The 16,045-nt window shown below is 59.9% G+C and carries 13 protein-coding genes; 7 read left to right on the top strand and 6 right to left on the bottom strand.

Translation table 11 applies throughout. The features are described from left to right. Nucleotides 1-181 precede the first annotated feature (181 nt). The gene (locus tag N3C12_13765) at nucleotides 182-1,387 is read right to left on the bottom strand and encodes an amidohydrolase family protein (GenBank protein MCX8073495.1); all 1,206 of its coding nucleotides are present in this window, start codon (nucleotides 1,385-1,387) and stop codon (nucleotides 182-184) included. Between the two features lie 605 nt (nucleotides 1,388-1,992). Between N3C12_13765 and N3C12_13760 the strand changes: the two genes are divergently transcribed. Further along, on the top strand, nucleotides 1,993-3,411 hold the full coding sequence (locus N3C12_13760) for a M20/M25/M40 family metallo-hydrolase (GenBank protein MCX8073494.1): 1,419 nt from the start codon (nucleotides 1,993-1,995) through the stop codon (nucleotides 3,409-3,411). A gap of 23 nt (nucleotides 3,412-3,434) precedes the next feature. Here the strand turns inward: N3C12_13760 and N3C12_13755 are convergent, their stop codons facing one another. After that, nucleotides 3,435-4,412 (bottom strand): SDR family oxidoreductase, encoded by a 978-nt coding sequence (locus tag N3C12_13755; GenBank protein ID MCX8073493.1) that lies wholly within the window; start codon nucleotides 4,410-4,412, stop codon nucleotides 3,435-3,437. A gap of 16 nt (nucleotides 4,413-4,428) precedes the next feature. Next, a complete protein-coding gene (locus tag N3C12_13750; GenBank protein ID MCX8073492.1) occupies nucleotides 4,429-6,198 on the bottom strand; it encodes a thiamine pyrophosphate-binding protein in 1,770 nt (589 codons plus the stop codon). Nucleotides 6,199-6,381: 183 nt separating this feature from the next. On the opposite strand from N3C12_13750, the gene N3C12_13745 reads away from it, so the two are divergent. Together N3C12_13745 and N3C12_13740 are read left to right on the top strand one after the other, a co-directional pair. After that, entirely contained in the window at nucleotides 6,382-8,166 is a 1,785-nt protein-coding gene (locus N3C12_13745) for a hypothetical protein (GenBank protein MCX8073491.1), read from the top strand. 17 nt (nucleotides 8,167-8,183) lie between these two features. Next, on the top strand, nucleotides 8,184-9,443 hold the full coding sequence (locus tag N3C12_13740) for a DUF1329 domain-containing protein (GenBank protein MCX8073490.1): 1,260 nt from the start codon (nucleotides 8,184-8,186) through the stop codon (nucleotides 9,441-9,443). A 141-nt stretch (nucleotides 9,444-9,584) separates the two neighbouring features. Here the strand turns inward: N3C12_13740 and N3C12_13735 are convergent, their stop codons facing one another. After that, on the bottom strand, nucleotides 9,585-9,926 hold the full coding sequence (locus tag N3C12_13735; GenBank protein MCX8073489.1) for a 4a-hydroxytetrahydrobiopterin dehydratase: 342 nt from the start codon (nucleotides 9,924-9,926) through the stop codon (nucleotides 9,585-9,587). Nucleotides 9,927-10,070: 144 nt separating this feature from the next. Here N3C12_13735 and N3C12_13730 point away from each other — a divergent pair, with 144 nt between their 5' ends. After that, on the top strand, nucleotides 10,071-10,688 hold the full coding sequence (locus tag N3C12_13730) for a hypothetical protein (protein MCX8073488.1): 618 nt from the start codon (nucleotides 10,071-10,073) through the stop codon (nucleotides 10,686-10,688). A 33-nt stretch (nucleotides 10,689-10,721) separates the two neighbouring features. Continuing rightward, nucleotides 10,722-11,864 carry a serine hydrolase gene (locus N3C12_13725; protein MCX8073487.1) on the top strand — a complete coding sequence of 381 codons (1,143 nt, stop codon included), beginning with the start codon at nucleotides 10,722-10,724 and terminating at the stop codon, nucleotides 11,862-11,864. A gap of 37 nt (nucleotides 11,865-11,901) precedes the next feature. Here N3C12_13725 and N3C12_13720 read toward each other — a convergent pair whose 3' ends face one another. Continuing rightward, the gene (locus tag N3C12_13720) at nucleotides 11,902-12,735 is read right to left on the bottom strand and encodes a HEAT repeat domain-containing protein (GenBank protein ID MCX8073486.1); all 834 of its coding nucleotides are present in this window, start codon (nucleotides 12,733-12,735) and stop codon (nucleotides 11,902-11,904) included. 144 nt (nucleotides 12,736-12,879) lie between these two features. Between N3C12_13720 and N3C12_13715 the strand changes: the two genes are divergently transcribed. Further along, nucleotides 12,880-13,302, top strand: a complete 423-nt coding sequence (locus N3C12_13715) for a hypothetical protein (protein MCX8073485.1) — start codon at nucleotides 12,880-12,882, stop codon at nucleotides 13,300-13,302. A 23-nt stretch (nucleotides 13,303-13,325) separates the two neighbouring features. On the opposite strand, the gene N3C12_13710 is transcribed toward N3C12_13715, so the two are convergent. After that, nucleotides 13,326-14,423: a hypothetical protein gene (locus N3C12_13710; GenBank protein ID MCX8073484.1), complete on the bottom strand. Its 1,098-nt coding sequence runs from the start codon at nucleotides 14,421-14,423 to the stop codon at nucleotides 13,326-13,328. A gap of 199 nt (nucleotides 14,424-14,622) precedes the next feature. On the opposite strand from N3C12_13710, the gene N3C12_13705 reads away from it, so the two are divergent. Further along, complete coding sequence (locus N3C12_13705; protein MCX8073483.1) at nucleotides 14,623-16,020, top strand: VCBS repeat-containing protein; 1,398 nt, start codon at nucleotides 14,623-14,625, stop codon at nucleotides 16,018-16,020. Nucleotides 16,021-16,045: the final 25 nt, after the last annotated feature.

Here is a 16,045-nt window from a genome sequence, read left to right as displayed (position 1 = left end):
CCGCCTGCCGAGGGGCTGCAGCGTGGGTGGCGCATGATGCCGATCTAATTGCCGCAACTTGCGGGTGCCCGCAGCCGGTAGCCTATTGCTCACGCCGCGTAGACTGTAGGCCCTGCACGAAGGGTTCGAGCCGCGAGGTCGAAAGCAGCCAGTGCTTCCCAGAGCTTCTTCCCATGACGCCTCACGAGGGATCAGGCGCCCGTTGAAGGCCGAGGATCTCACGCGCATTGCCCGACAAAATGCGTTCCCTGGCTCGTTCATCGTGCTCGGTGACTAAGAGGACCTTCGCTAAGGCGACCGCTTGCGGATAAAACGGCCAATCGCTCCCGTACACGAGCTTTGTGCTTCCGAGGTCGCGCTGCAGTTCGTAGATGCGGGTTAAACCTTGGCTCGAGAGCTCCAGCCAAACATTGTCGTAATTGCGAGCTAACTCCGCTGCGTCCTCGCTGTCGCGGGCGCCGGCATGGCCAAGGAGAAATCGCACATCGCGAAACTCGGCGATTGCCCGGTGTAGCCGGCGAATGAGCGCGTAGGGGCGAAGGAATTCGGGCTCGATACCCGAGCGCCCCGCGTGAAAAATGACTGGCAGTGCGAGTTTACGGCATGCAGCGTAAATGGCCATGGCTTCGTCGGAATCTGGATAAAAGCGCTGCATCTCCGGGTGCAACTTGAGCCCGCGGACCCCGCGCTCGTGATACTGCTGCAACTTGGCTGCCGCACTGGGATCGCTGGGATGAACGGAGGCGAATGGAATCAGGCGGCCTCGGGCATGCGCGCGGTCGATGGCATCGAGCTGATACAGGGTCGGGTCCCCACTGAACGGCAGTGGAACGGCAATGGGCAAGATGGCGGCCTGCGGGATTCGCAAGTCGTCCATTTCAGCCAGCAGATTGGGAATCGTATGTGTGCCTGCGGCACGGCTGCCGAAGAGGAGGCTGCGAACCGTCTCCCACTGGAGGCCACGCAACATGGACTCGGTAAAATTGCTGTTCACGTAAACATCGAGGTCGAGTTCGCAGGGGGGCTCTTGGCCGTCACAATCCATCAGGTACTGCGTACGTGGCGTGCGGCGCAGAAGGTCCACGGCTGGCGCCAGAAAGTAAGACCAGCCGAGGTGTGCGTGGCAATCTACCACGGGCGGAAGGTCAATGTTGATGACAAGGCGGCCTTCCTCGGTGAGACGGAAATAATTTAAGCGCGCCAAGTCGCGGTAACCGGAAAACACCATGGGCCCAAAGGGGCCGGATCCTGAACGAAGCGACTCCTGCAACTCTTGTTGCCGAAGACGATCCCGGTCTTCGTCTGTGTACTCTCGGCTGTCCGGAGTACAGGCGGACAGGGCGAGTAGCGAGCAGAAACGAAGGAACGTTCTCCGGTTAACGAGCATGGGGCAGGCTTCTATCGGAACAAGCCCCGCTCGAGAAGGGCAGCGGTGGGGCCGTCGCGGATGGAGGCTGCTGCCGCAGACAGCTCCCCTGGAGAAAACACCATGATGTGGCCGCGCGAGCAGAGATGCAACAGGGAGAGAAGGCATGTTCACGGCCCAGCTGTGGTGTAGGCATCGTGACTGCTCGAGGGCTCGGGCGCAGAATGCTCGGTCTGCCTTCGGTCGCCATCGGCGCATGACTCTGTCCGTTGGGCGCTTTTTGGCTGCAGGGGGCGGGAGTTGCCTTTTGTCCGTACGGCCACGGGTGGCCAAGCCGAGCCGCCGCTGATTTAGGGGCTGGGCAGGATCGGCTCCCACATCTTGCGGTCGTGAGCTGAGCAGCGCCTTTTGCAGGCCGTTTGCGCTAGCGAGCTCGACGGTTCGTCAGCTAACGTGCGGCCGGCGGTCGCTTGTCGGAGTGACGAGTACGCGGCACGAGGGTTGAGGCGAAGGAGAATGGCGATGCAATACAGCAGTCCACCAATGATGGGCGGAAGGAATCCCGCGCTGTTCGGCGTGGTTGCCCAGCGGCTACTGCAAGTGAGGTAGATGTATCGATGCCTGCTTTGGATCGGGAGAGAATCGTCAAGTGGATGGAGCAATTTTGGGCGGATGCTGCGGTGCCCACGCTTTGCGAGTACATTCGTGTCCCGAATCAATCTCCGGGCTTCGATCCGAATTGGCAAAGCAATGGGTTGCTGGACGAGGCTGTCGGGCTGGCAGCGAAGTGGGTGCAGGCGCAGTCCATACCTGGTCTTTCGTGCGAGATTGTCCGGCTTCCGGGGCGTACCCCGCTTCTGGTGCTTGAGTGGCCAGGCGGCGTCGATCGGACGGTGCTTCTCTACGGCCATCTCGATAAGCAGCCGCCCTTTGAAGGATGGGAAAGCGGACTGGGTCCTTACAACCCCGTGATCCGCGGCGAGCGCTTGTATGGCCGTGGGGGCGCCGATGACGGCTACGCCGTCTTTGCCATCGTTGCGGCAATGGCTTGCTTAGCGGACCAAAAGCTTTCGCACCCTCGTTGTGTGGCTTTGATCGAGGCGTCGGAGGAAAGCGGCAGCGGTGATTTGCCGGCGTACGTGGAGGCCCTGAGAGAGCGGATTGGCACACCCGAGCTTGTGGTCGCGTTGGATTCTGGATGCGGTGATTACGAGCGGCTTTGGGTGACTGTGTCTTTGCGGGGGTTGGTGAACGGCTTGCTGACGGTTGCCGTTTTGCGCGAAGGCATTCATTCAGGGGCGGGAAGTGGCGTCGTGCCGTCGTCATTTCGGATTGTTCGGCAACTTCTCTCGCGCTTCGAGGATGAAGAGACTGGGCAGATTACTTTGGCGGCGTTGTGTGCGCCCATTCCGGAGGATCGGCGGCGCGAGATCGAACACATGGCCGCGGTGTTGGGAGCCTCTTTTGTCGCAGGCATTCCTTTCTTGTCGGGTGTGCGACCCGTGAGCGATGACACGGCGGAGTTGTTGCTGAACCGCACGTGGCGCCCGCAACTGGAGATTACCGGTGCGGCTGGCCTACCGCCGCCGGGAGCGGCGGGAAACGTGCTCCGTCCGTCAACCCAGCTCAAGTTCTCCTTGCGGTTGCCGCCTTTGGTCGACGGGCAGATAGCTGCGAAGGCACTGAAAAGCGTGCTCGAATCCGATCCTCCCTACGGAGCGCGTGTCTCGCTGGATTGCTTGGAGGCGACCACCGGCTGGAACGCGCCGCCGCTGGTACCGCCTCTTCAACGCTGTTTAATGCAAGCCTCGGAGAGTTACTTCGGTGCGCCCCCCTGTTTCATGGGAGAAGGGGGAACGATTCCGTTTATGTCCATGCTGGCGCGACGCTTCCCGCAGGCTCAGTACTTGGTAACCGGTGTGCTTGGCCCTAACTCGAATGCGCACGGACCGAACGAGTTCCTTCATCTTCCAACCGCGCGGCGGATTAGTGCGGTATTGGTTGACGTGTTGGCGCTTGTCGGCAGCGAGTCGCTGGCGAGGTGACGTTCACCGCCGGGCGGAGAATTTCAGGTCCCACGAGACTGACGTGTGGCCCAGTACCGTTCGAACGCCTCGGTGGAGGAGTAGCGTGGAACGTAACCAAACTCTTCCTTCAAGCGCCGGTTGGAGAGCACTGGTCGGAAGGCGAGGAAGTCCACCTGCTCCGGGCCATAGCGCGACAGACCCAGCCGATGGAGAACGGCGAGTGCACCGATGAGCAGCCAGCGGGGGAGGGGCACATAGGGCTTACCAACCTTACGCGCGATTTCGGGGAGGGTCAAAGCTCCGTCGCCGGCGACGTTGTAGATGCCTGATTGCTCCCGCCACAACGCCAAGCGTAGGACCTCGACAACGTCCTCATCCCAGATAAAGACAAATGGGGCCAGCGACCCCGATACACCAAGAACAACCTTGCCCTCGAACAGAGCGGAGATTTGATTGTTCACCTCCCTACCGAGAATCGTGCAAAACCGGAAGACGATTTGCACCAGCTCCGGATGCTGGTCGCGGTAACGTGCGAGCAGTTCTTCGATGATTCGCTTGTGGTGGGAGTACGCAAACGATTCGTTGCCGCGGAGCGGTGCGGTCTCGTCGATCCAGTCAGGATTGTCGGCATGGTAGCCGTAAGCGGCGCCGCTGCTGCTCACGATGAGCCGGCGAACGCCCGCGCGCGAACAACCCTCGAGTACATTTTGCGTGCCACCGACATCGATGGAGTAGATTTCCTGTCGCGGCATTCCCGGCGGTGGAGTGACCACGGAGGCTAAGTGGATTACAGAGTCGATCCGGTAGCTGAGCATGACCTCGGCCAGCGCTGGATCACGGATATCGCGAACGTCAACGACCATTTTTCCGCCGTCGTCGCTCGTACTCGGACGCAGGTCGCTCGCCACGATGATTTCAACGGCAGGATCGGTCGCGAGCCGGCGCACCAGTTGACGTCCGATGTACCCGGCGGCGCCGGTAACAAGAACGCGGCGTGCCGCGGCGCTCGCTGTTTCCATGTAAGCTTGCCTCTGTTCACCCGTCGTAGGTTCCCGCGGGTTCCTGGTGCATGTCTTTGAACGCTTGCAAGCCCGGGGCAAACAAATGCGCCACCGGGTCGACGTCGACATGAATCACCGAGCAGCGTCCACTTTCTCGAGCACGCTGCAAAGCAGATTCCAGCTCGTTTGGATGCGCCACTCTCTCTCCATAGGCGCCCATGGCTTGGGCGACCGCGGCCCAGTCGGTCTCGACGAAGTCGGTCTCGATGGTACGCGTGCCGTCGGGGCCGAGCGCGTGGGGTAGTTGTTGACGAAAGCTTTGCAAGGCGATCATTTGGTTAATTTTCACCATGCCCCACTGGCGGTCGCTGCATACGACGTAGATCGGACGAAGTCCGTAGCGTACCGCGGTTTCGATCTCTTGCACGTTGTAGCCCATCGCCCCATCTCCGATGATGCAGTACACCGGTCGATCGGGATACGCGACCGCCGCTCCGATTGCCTGACCCACCCCTGCGCCGAGATGCCCGAAGTGAGCAGTGCTGAGTAAGCTATTTGGCCGGTGGGCGACGGTGTAAAAGTGACCCCACACGGCGGTGTTGCCCCCGTCAAGCACCACAATCGCATCCGGCCCAAGTACTTTCTGGCAAGCAACCGGTACGTGTGCGGTCACCATCGGTGCGCTGCGGTTTTCGAGTGCCTGGTCCAGTTGGGCTCGCTCCGCACGTTTCTTTTCCTCGAGTTGCTTGAGGATACCTGCCCGCTGCTCGCGATCGAGCTGCCCGGCCAACGGCCGCAGCCGTGCGAGAAGGCCCGCCAGAGCCTCTTTGGCATCTCCGACAATCCCCAAATCGACGGGTCGGGTTCGGCCGATCCGGGCTGGATCAAGATCAATTTGAATCCACCGCTGGCGGCTACGAGGAGCCCAATAAGGAGGTTTTCCCCACCAGTCAGTTTCTCCGACTTCTGAGCCGATGCAGAGGACGAGGTCTGCAGTGTTGCGCAGCTCGGTGCAAGCATCAATGTGAATCATGGGCCAAACGAGGTCATTGTCCTCAGAAATCACCCCGCGGGCACTCCACGAAGTCGTCAGAGGGGAATGGAGGAGTGCGAGAAGTTCCTCCAGCTCCCGCCAGGCCTGCGCGTAGATCACCCCGGCACCAGCGTGCACGAGGGGCAAGCGCGCCTTCATCAGCCATTGTGCAGCCTGATCGAGGAGATCGGATTGAGGTTGCAGTGGGGCAGTTGCCCGGTATGCAGAAGGAGGCCAAATTGGCTGATCGTCACAAAAGCCGTTGATGATGTTCTCGGGCACGTCCAGATGCACCACTCCTGCGCGCCCTGTAAAGCAGTGACGTAGCGCCTCCCGGAGAAGTTCGGCAAGACGCGCCGGCGATGCAACAGTTTGCGACCACTTGGACATGCCTCGAATCACCGCCACGTGGTCGAAGCACTGGTAAGTCCCGCCTCGGTCGGGGTATGCGATGCCGGTGCGCCGGCAACTGGTGAGCAAGAGGACGCGGTTCCCCTCCCCGTTCTCTACGGCCACCCCGGGCAGCATGTTTGCTACACCGGGGCCGTTACTTGCGATGCACACACCTAAGCGGCCCGTGAGTCTTGCGTACGCCCCGGCCATGTGGGCGGCCACTGCCTCGTGCCGCGGAGAGTACATCTTCATTCCTTGCTCGACACAGTGAGCAAAGAGCTGGGTGTACGTTCCGTCGACAATACCGAAAAACACATCCACCCCTTCGGCACGGAGCATGCGCGCGATCAAAGAACCGCCTGTGACTTGTTCCGCCATAGCGGCCGCCGGTTAACGAAGATACTGCTCGTCATGCAAGCTGGGCGAATTTCCAAAGCTGAAACCAGGAAGCAGGTGGAGTGGCTAGGTTCGTAAAGAGCGCATGAGACCCGCAATAAGATGAGCGTCCCTGCCGTAGGGCACAGTTGCTGCAGGAGTTTACGCCCCGGAAGGAGGAGGCCCATGGCGTCCATTCCTCGGATGTTGGCTGCTTTCAGTGTGGCTTTGTTCCTCGCAAGCGGGGCCAGCGCGTTACCCCGGTATGGTCCGCTGGAGATCAGTGGCAACGTGAGCGCCCAGCAATTGTTTCGCTCGCCGGACGTGGAGACTTGGGGCCTGATTCAACAGCGTAACACAGTGAAGCTACGGGTGGACTACAACCTCCTAGATCGCGGGCGTTTGGCCGGGCTGTTGGAGGTACCGGGGATCGAGCGCGCGAAGCTTTTCCTCCTCTATCGCGGCGTTTACGACAGCGTGTACGATCTGACTCCGGGCTTTGAACAGACGGACATTTATGGTCTACCCATCGGGTTGCGCCTCAGTGACATCCCTCGATCGGTGCGCGATGGCATCCGATTCGAGAACCGCCTGCGGGAGGCATACTTGGATCTGAAGCTGAAACACCTTCCCCTGAGCTTTCGCCTGGGGCGCCAGCAAATCGTGTGGGGTGAAACCGACAACTTTCGCATGCTCGACCGGGTGAATCCGTTAGATTTCACCTGGCATCTGCAGCAGGAGACGTGGGACGAACTCCGCATCCCTCTCTGGATCATCAAGGGGCTGTGGGACATCGACCGGCTTGGCTCTCTGAACAACGCCTTCGTGGAATTCTACTGGAACCCGGGCGACTGGTACCCGGCAAAAAAGGCATTCCTTCCTCGCCCGTGGAGTGCCCCGATCGTAAATCCTCTGGACGACCCCCGCTCCCCGCCCGAAGGGGGGCGCGGGCTGTTTCAAATCTTGAGTCGTTTCTACCAGCGTCCGATTACCAAGCTCTACCGCGGGACGCGCTTGTTCCAGCAAGGGGATTACGTGCGCAACCCGCAGGACAACAGCCAAGTGGGGGTGCGGTTCAGCGGGGTAACCGGTGCGGAGACGCCACTTCTTCCCGAGGGTCTGCAGTTCACCCTGAACTATTTCTATCAGCGCTGGCCTGGAGATGATGGTACCAACGCAGCCTCCTTCCGAGCGGTGTTAGACCCGCGGGAGGCTAGGGCTGCGGTGCAAAGAGGGGAGGCGCCCATCGAGTTCATTGCTCCGTACGTGCACGCTGTTGGACTGTCGGCCAATTATGCAGAGGAGCAGTACACGCAAACGGTTTACCGCTTAGAGACCATTTACGAGTTCGGAGTGCCCTTTCTCGATGCATCGAAGAGTTTCAACCTGGCTTCGCCCTTCGCCATCTTGGCCAACGATGTGTACGGCGTAAGCAAGCGCGACATGTGGAAGGGTATGATTGGATTCGACCGCCCGACTTGGATTCGTCCACTGAATCGCAAGGCGACGTTTCTAATTCTGGGTCAATTTTTCTGGCACTACCTAATCGATAACCCGGACATCGCCTGCCGCGACCCGAATGAGCGGCCACCGTGTGCACGCAGTGGCCAGAGCAAGGGGTTCCGCGGCCAGTTTTCCACCAGTGGAGTGGCGACCAGCGGGAGTCCGGGCCAGGTCGCTTACATCGATAAGGTGCGGGATTGGGAGCTGCTCATGACGCTCACGGCCACCACCTTTTACAAGGGCGGCAAGATCGTTCCTTTTGTCGTGTATGTTCTCGACCCGGTGAATCGCTTCAACCAGGAAGTAATGGTGCTTCTGGATTACTTCATTACGAACCACGCAATCCTGAGCTTGTCTCAGAGATTTTTCATTAACACTACCGAGCGTCCTGTGTTCGAGGCGTGGGGTGTCGGGGGCCTGAATCGAGGGCGCACAGAGACGGGAATCAAGCTGACCGTGCAGTTTTAAGTGGAGAGGAGAGGATCATGAAACTCACCGTCTTGGGCCTGCTTGCCTTGGTCGCTACCCAGGCGATGGCTGACGTGCAGCCGGGCGAGGTGATTACGAAGGAAAACCTTTCCAAGGCTGGCGACTTGATCGGTCCGGGCATTCGCTGGTGCGTGGAACACGGCATGAAGCTCAAGATTGTTGAGCCGCGTCGAGTGGAATGGCCCCGCCGTTACCGCGAGGCCACGGAAAAGTACTCTGCGCAGGTGCGGCTTTCGCCCGATCGCAATCGCCTCGAGAATTACGTGGCGGGAATGCCGTTCCCGAATATCGATGTGAACGACCCGGACGCCGCCATCAAGATCATGTGGAATTACCAGTACAAACCTTTAATTACCGACGATGTCTTGATGCGCGACTTTCAGGTACCAAGTGGGCCACTCACCTACACCGCACCGATGGTTCCCGACCGAGAGTTCACCATCGGGGATATGCGCCGTTTGTACTATAACGGTCGCTTGTTCGTTGATCCGAAACCGGAAATGCCCAACCCAGATGGCATTCGGTATAAAGAGCTCCTAGCGCCGGTTGTGGCCCCCTATGACATGAAGGGCGTGGGTGGCCTATACTTCCGGTACATCGATGCATCGAAGCAGGATGATAGCTGGCTCTACGTTCCAGCGGTGCGCCGAGTGCGGCGGATGTCCACCGCGCAACGCAGCGATGCATTGTTCGGGCAGGACGCCGACCAGGATTCGTTTTGGGGATACAGTGGACACATTGCCTGGAGCGAGTGGAAACTCCTCGGCGTTAAAGAGATGCTCGGAGTTTTGCACCGGGAGCATTTCCGGCCACAACGGTGTGAGGGTGGGGCGGACTTCGCGTTTTGCGACAATTGGGAGAAGCGCAAGGTCTATGTCATCGAAGGAGTGACCAAGCTGCCGCAGTATGCTTACGGCAAGAGGGTGCTCTACATCGATGCAGAGGCGTGGGTGGTTTTGGCCTCGGACATTTACGACAAGCGCGGTGAGCTTTGGAAGGTTTGGATCGAGTACTTTTCTTTCCGTAGGCAGGCGCCAGGTTCGGACTTGGTGTACGAAGACGAGATGGGGTTCACCTCAGCGACTATGATCGACACGCAGATGAATCACGCCACTGTCATTATGATTCCGGGCCCAGCCTCGCCCGATCCAAATACCTGGTACTTCAACCAAGGGCCAAACGCTCGCTCGCCCTACGCGCCGGGTAATGTGGAGGAAGTGTTTACGATCTCCCACCTCATCAGCGTTGCGCATTGAGGGTGGTCAGCGGAAAGCGAAACTTGCGAGGAGGGCGGCGTCCGGCAACACCGAAAGGGGGGCGGCGTTCGCGACACCGTACAGGGCACTCCGACAATGCGCCGGCGGAAGGAAGTCCGTGACCGAGGCGGCGAGCGACCCTCAGGGCTTTGAGGGATTGTTGATTGCTTCCTCGCATTTTGCTGCGAGGATGAAATCGTTTTCCGTTAAGCCACCGACGACGTGCGTCCAAATGCGCAACTCCAGTTCTCCCCAGCGTAGCCCGATGTCCGGGTGATGGCCCTCGGCTTCCGCCACCGCTCCTACGCGCTGCACCGCTGCGAGTGCCGAGGCAAAATCGGGAAACTGGAAGCGCTTATAAAGGTGGTGGTCATCCACGATCTGCCAGCCCGGAAGCTCAGCCAGCAGAGTGGGGAATTCAGACGGAGAGACCCGTGGAGTCGACCGCTGACTCGGCTCGCAATGTCGATCTCGTAACGCCATGCGAAACACCTCCTTCGCAGTGGCTCAAGTTAGCGGGCGTTCGGGAGCCGTTGAATCATGACCACAGAATGCTGTGACGGGGTATTTCCACGGGCTACGTGGAGCAACTAGCGCTTTTAAAAGCCGCGTGATAGGCGCCAAGCTATGCCCCTGAAACGTCGGTCTGGAGTTGTTTCACGGCCAAGGCTGGAGGCGCTGATCCGTGATGCAATGGAGCTCGAGCGCCAAACCATGGAGCTGTACTGCAGGTTCGAAAGCATTTTCGCCGAGCCTGAAGAACTTAGGTCGTTTTGGTTCGATATGGCGCAACACGAGTCGCGCCATTTTGGTGCGCTCGCCCTGGTGGCGGGGTTGCTCCGTGGGCGCAAGGATCGGACACTCGCTGTCGAGCGCCATTTGCGCCCCGAGCGACTGGATCATTTGCGGAGTTATCTCCGCACAGCACATCGGGAAGCTGCGAGGGGCTTGAGTTTGCGGCAGGCCTTCGCCATCGCGCTGGAGATCGAAAGCTCGGAGATCGAGGACGTCGTACTGGAATTGATTCAAGAACTCCGCGGGAATGCCGAGCGCGAACGAGCCGTGCAATTGCTCCTGCACGATTTGGGCGACCTGGCATACATGGTGGAGAAATATGCACAGGACCCGGAGCTCCTTGCCCGTGCAGATGCGCTGCTGGAAAGCCAGGTGGAGCGGCTTCGCGCCAACCCGGAGGAAGGCCGACAGAAGGAAATTGCACGGGCTGGAAAACGCACTCTTCGCTGACAAGCCGCCTGCAATGTGATATTGGGGCGCGCCATGTGTTACGGTCGGCGGTTGGTGTGGGTGGCTTTAGTGGTAGTCCTTTGTGGGGCGGACCGGACGATCGCCGCAGACGCTGGAACGAGTTGGGGCGTCGTGGACGTGCGTACGGGCACGCTGTTGCTCGGGGAGCGGGTAGACGAGGCTCGAGCCTTGGGGACTGGGTATCAACTGCTCGTACTCCTGTCGGCTCTTGAACAAGCGCAATTGGGGATGTTGCCCTTGGATGTGCCGGTCAGTGCTGATCCAGCAACGCTGAATCAACTGCGAGGGCGCCCCGGAGAGCGATTGAAACTGACCGCGGATAAGACCTACCTGCTCTCCGATTTGCTCAAGGCAATTGTACTGACTGGCAGCGATGTGGCAGCGGCCGTGGCGGCGGAAGCTATGTGGGGATCACGGTCGAATGCCGTCGAGGCGCTAAATGAGCGGGCAAAGCGCATGGGTTTGGCGATGACGCAAGTCGCGGACTTGACTGCGGATGCCGAGGGCAACATGACCACGGTTGCGGAATTGGGGCGCCTGGTCGCTGTGCTGTGGAGGGAGCACCGAGAGGTCCGCGAGTGGGGAACTTTGCGGGGCTTCCCTTTTGATGGGGGGCGGCTGCTGCTCGCGAACGGCCACTTGCCGCCGCGGGAGGTCGGTGTGTGGGCGTTTTATCACCGCTCCTCAGCGCCGCGGGGTAAGCGGGTCTCTTTGCAGCGAGTTGGCTTGCTCGTTGGCGAACGCGACGGGATGACCTTGGCAGCTGTGCGGCTAGGGGACGAGGATGTGAGCCCTGCGGTGACCAGCTTGGTTGAGGCGTTGCGACAAGCATTCGAAGCGTACGAGCCGGTAACCTTGGTGCGTGCGGGAGAGCCGCTTAAGATTCGAGTGGCGGTGGAGGGTGGTGAAGAGCCCTTCATCGTTCCACATGCTGGCGACGAGGTGCGCATCCCGCGTCGAAAGGGCAGCGAAGAGCAGGTTCAGTTGCTCTTTCAACTGCCGTCGCTGGTAACGGCTCCGGTTGCTCGGGGAGAGCGGATTGGCGAAGTGGTTGTGGAGGTCGATCGGAAGATCGTCGCTGTCGTACCCGCCATTAGCCCGAAAACAATTGCTAGCAGCGGCATACGTGCGGCCGAGGCCCAGTGGCGGCACTGACCATGTTGCCCTATCGCTGCCGCTTATTGGTGCGTGCTCAGCGCATTTGGCTCTCGGCTGGGGGAGGGCTGGCCCCCTCTTCCTCATCGATATTGAGCTCGAGCAGGCTTTCAGCAAGCGAAGCGACATCTTCGTCGGGGTCATGCAACGCGCGTTCTAAATAGGGGCGCGCTGCTGGGCCAGCGATGTCGGCAAGCGCCTCTAAGGCTTCGTAGCGATTGTCAGGCGAAGGATCGCTCAACGCAGCGTTCCCTAGGACTTCGACCGGCACGTCTCCGGTCATATCTGCAAGCGATTGAATCGCGGCGAGGCGCACCTCTTCATCTTGATCTTTGAGAACTTCCGCCAAAATCGGAATTGCTTGAGGGTCGTCCGACGCTCCGAGCAATGTAACTGCCGCTAAGCGGCGATCCGGATCTGGATCGTTGAGTGCCATCCGCTTAAGACCCGGGATGTCGTCAGGATCAGGTTCCTCGATGCCCGTGCCTTCCGCGCCCTCACCTAGGTCTCCGGTGGCTGCAGAAGCACCAAACTTAGGCTTCAGTTTCGTACCGGTTCCTGAACCAGAGCTTCCTGGTACCTGGAAGCGGCCTCCTTCAGGACCACCGGCCACCACCCCGGAGTTTGGAGCTCGGCCGCTCCCCACACCTCCCGACTCGTGTGCGGCGCGCAACTCCCTAAGTCGCTGCTCGGCTCGTCCAGCTCCGAGGCTTTGATGTTCCTCGGTGGCTGTGGTAGAGGGTGCGGCGCTGGGTTCCTCTCTAGAGAACAAGTACCAGGAAGCGGCCGCGGCCACGCCGAGCAATCCGACGACAAGCACCCACAAGCGAGTAGCTGGCCTTGGTTGACTTTGGGGCGTGTGGCTCGGCACGGCGAATCCCTTAGCAACTCTAAGAGTGAGGGAAAAGAGCTGTCGTAGTGAGCCGGAAGAGACGTTGAGGCAGGGTGTTCATTCACGGCAGGGTGTTTGACCCGTTCCACCGTGCGGGATTGAAGAGCGACATCGAGGGCAATAATGGGCTTAATCCTCTATGGTTTGGCAACCGTCGGCGTTCTGAGGGTCGTGTGGGTGTGTTTTGGAGGTTGCTTGCCTGCGCTCACGGTCAGCTCGGCGTGCCCAGCCTCCATTGACCCCGTGCTGGGTGCGTTTGTTGTTGCGGAACTCTCACTTGCTGTTGTCTTCTACGGGTGTGCGGCGCGCGCAGAGGCGCACATGGTGGCGGTCTGGGCAGCCCTGGCGAGCTTGTGCGGGCGTGCAGTGGTCGATTTTTATGGTGCGTTGACGTTTCCCCCGTCGGTCGCGATGGCGCACCTCATCGACTTAGTGTTGATGTTGGCCCTGTTATCCGGTTGGCTTCGGGCCATACCGGATACAGTGCGTGCGGCACGACTCCGCGGTGGCAACCACGGACATAGCAAAGCAGGGCGACCGCTCTGAGTTTTTTCAACTCCCCAGGCGCCTCAACTCGCCGGGTCGAACAATCCTGTCAAGCCAGTTGGCGCATGGGGTCCAATGATCAGTTGCTCGAGGACGCCACAGCCATACTGTGTTCCAGCCCGCACGCGTGCCAGTGATTGGATGTGAAAGTAAAAGGGCACGGCTGGGTCGATTGCGGCAAGGTCCCAGGTTTCACCACCAACCACGTCGTCGCCAACATAACGCCCGTGCCCCCACTCGGGGTGGCCGTAGCCCAAGCCAGCCATGTAGAAATGGAGCACGGGTTGAATTTCGAGTTTCATTGCCTCGCTCCCCTCAGGTTCTAGCCACACTTCGGCCCAATCTATCTGGCGCGTACCGCGTCGGAGCCGAAGCTGGTAGCGCACCCGAGCGGGAAGCAGGCGTGGGGCTGAAGACTCGTCGAACCGTTGGATCACGCTCGCGCATTCGTGCCAACGCTGCCCGTCTGCGTATTCGCTAACCGCAAAGTGAACCCACGCATTGGGCAAGTGAAAGGGACCCCAAAGCCAAAAGAACTGCATTGGAAGACTGGGAACACCAGCGTCAGGCTCGCCCACTGGTCGAACGCCCCAAGAGCGGTCTCGCGCCCCGAGCACTTGTTGCGGGTGGATCTCCACCCGTAACCCACGAACTTCGATCCATCCGCTCCAGGTGCCGTGTTGGGTCATCCGTGTGTAGTCCATCCACAGTCGGGTCCCGCTGCGCTGCCGGAAACGAGGTTCTTCGATCGGGGCAACGCTGGCGGCGAACTGAAGATCAGCTCGGAGCTGCCACTGGTTTTCCTCTACCAAGATGCGCAGCACCCGAAGCGGTTCGAGAACCTGCACGTGTAACGGCCCCACCCCGAGCGCGCGGTGATTGTCCGTGGCTCGCTTCGAAGCTCGGACGATGTGTTGTTGGCCGTTCAGGACAACGCTGAACGCACTGTCGACGATTGCTCGGTTCGGATAGCAGCCGAGAGCAAAGCCAAAGAAGAGGCGCTTCTCGATGTCGTAGCCATGAAAGAAATAGCGATCGTAGAAGTTGCGGTCGCTGGTGGCCGGAAACGCCACAGGGTCGGAAGTTTGATGCACAGGAAAATCGTCCCACTCGGTAATCATGCTTGCCTCCACTGTGCCCCAAGAGTGTGAACCACCACTCGCATCTTCGAATAATGCCGCTTTTGAAGGAACGGCTTTGTCCTGAAAAAGAAGCTTGTCGATTCGAAAGCTGTCTTGACACTAAGCGAACGTTGCCCGCATAGTGCGGCTTTCAAGTAGAGTGCAAGGCCAAGGGCAAACGAAGAGAAGGTAAGCGTTTGTGACTCGTGACGTTGCAGGGTGCTGCACAAGATGGGTGCGATGCTTGTGGCTGGTGGGCTTCCTCTTGTCCGGCGTCGACCTGACGTTCGGGCAAGCAACCCTCACGTTTGAACGGGTGCCCACGGAGCCGTCATTCCCGGGCGCGACCTTGCAAGCGATGGTCGCGGGGGACGTGGATCGTGATGGAAAGGTGGATCTGGTTGTGGCTGACGCCGATGGTGAGCTTTTGGGTGTCTTCTTCGGCCTCGGCGATGGCACGTTTCTGGAGCCGCCATCGACGTATGAACTTACAGATTACCCTGGGCTCCGGGCTGTGCAGTTGGGTGATCTGAACAGCGATGGCGAGCTCGATTTGGTCGCCGTGAGCGATACGTCAAATGCAGTGGTGGTGATGTTGAACCAAGGGGCCGGTGTGTTTGGCCCCCCGATTGCCTTCTCTACAGGGGAAGCGCCAACAGCGATTGCACTCGGAGATTGGGATAAGGACGGGCGGCTCGATGTCGCCGCGGCGAACAATCTTGATGATACGTTGTCGGTGTTTCTTGGAGACGGGCGCGGTGGCTTGAGTGCCCGACCCACTCCGATTCCCGTAGGGTCTGGGCCCAGTGCCATTTGCGTGGGGGATTTGAACGTTGACGGGCGGCTCGACTTGGTTGTCGCCAGCACAACTTCTGGAGAACTGAGCGTCGGGTCGGTGGCTGTACTCGCCGGGGACGGTGGAGGCGGCTTTTCCCTTGTGGCTGAGATGCAAGGAGAGTTCATCGACACGCCTGTGGGTTGTGTGTTGGGTGACTTCAACGAAGACGGCGCCGCAGACATTGCCGTGGTGAACCAGGACCTAGATGACATCGCCGTCTTTTTAAATGGTCGAAACTTCACCTTCAGCCTGCTCGGCAACTTTCCTGTCGCAGTACAGTTGAATGGTTGCGTGACGGGTGATTTTGATCGAGACGGCCACGGCGATGTCGCGTGTGCCGGGGAGTTCGATGATAAGGCGGCGGTGGTGCTGGGCAGTGGAGACGGTTCGTTTGGGCCGCCTGTGTCTTTTGATGTGAGCCCAGCGCCAGGGGCCATTGTGGCCGCGGATTTTGACCGTGATCAGCAGTTGGACCTCGCAGTGACGAGTCAAGACTTCGAGAGCATCACAATTTTGCTCAATCGTACCGGTGGAGGAGGGCCGACACCGACTCCTACACCTCTTCCCCGGTGCGTGGGTGATTGTGGTGGCGACGGGGAAGTTACGATTGACGAGCTCATCACGATGGTAAACATCGCCTTGGGCTCTGCGCCCGTTTCGAGCTGCGCTGCCGGTGACCCGAATCAGGACGAGGAGATCACCATTGATGAGATCATCCAGGCGGTAAACCGTGCGCTCACCGGTTGTCAAAGCGGGTAAATTCGAGTTAGGAAGGCCAACGCCA

Source organism: Candidatus Binatia bacterium (assembly GCA_026415395.1).
Lineage (GTDB): Bacteria > Desulfobacterota > Binatia > HRBIN30 > HRBIN30 > HRBIN30.
Note: the sequence above shows the minus strand (reverse complement) of the source record. Positions and strands in the feature narration are given on the sequence as shown.

Coding starts and splice junctions, on each gene's coding strand:
- N3C12_13740 (MCX8073490.1), top strand. CDS start 8,184: ATGAAACTCACCGTCTTGGGCCTGCTTGCCTTGGTCGCTACCCAGGCG.
- N3C12_13710 (MCX8073484.1), bottom strand. CDS start 14,423: ATGATTACCGAGTGGGACGATTTTCCTGTGCATCAAACTTCCGACCCT.
- N3C12_13745 (MCX8073491.1), top strand. CDS start 6,382: ATGGCGTCCATTCCTCGGATGTTGGCTGCTTTCAGTGTGGCTTTGTTC.
- N3C12_13750 (MCX8073492.1), bottom strand. CDS start 6,198: ATGGCGGAACAAGTCACAGGCGGTTCTTTGATCGCGCGCATGCTCCGT.
- N3C12_13755 (MCX8073493.1), bottom strand. CDS start 4,412: ATGGAAACAGCGAGCGCCGCGGCACGCCGCGTTCTTGTTACCGGCGCC.
- N3C12_13765 (MCX8073495.1), bottom strand. CDS start 1,387: ATGCTCGTTAACCGGAGAACGTTCCTTCGTTTCTGCTCGCTACTCGCC.
- N3C12_13715 (MCX8073485.1), top strand. CDS start 12,880: ATGGGCTTAATCCTCTATGGTTTGGCAACCGTCGGCGTTCTGAGGGTC.
- N3C12_13725 (MCX8073487.1), top strand. CDS start 10,722: ATGTGTTACGGTCGGCGGTTGGTGTGGGTGGCTTTAGTGGTAGTCCTT.
- N3C12_13730 (MCX8073488.1), top strand. CDS start 10,071: ATGCCCCTGAAACGTCGGTCTGGAGTTGTTTCACGGCCAAGGCTGGAG.
- N3C12_13735 (MCX8073489.1), bottom strand. CDS start 9,926: ATGGCGTTACGAGATCGACATTGCGAGCCGAGTCAGCGGTCGACTCCA.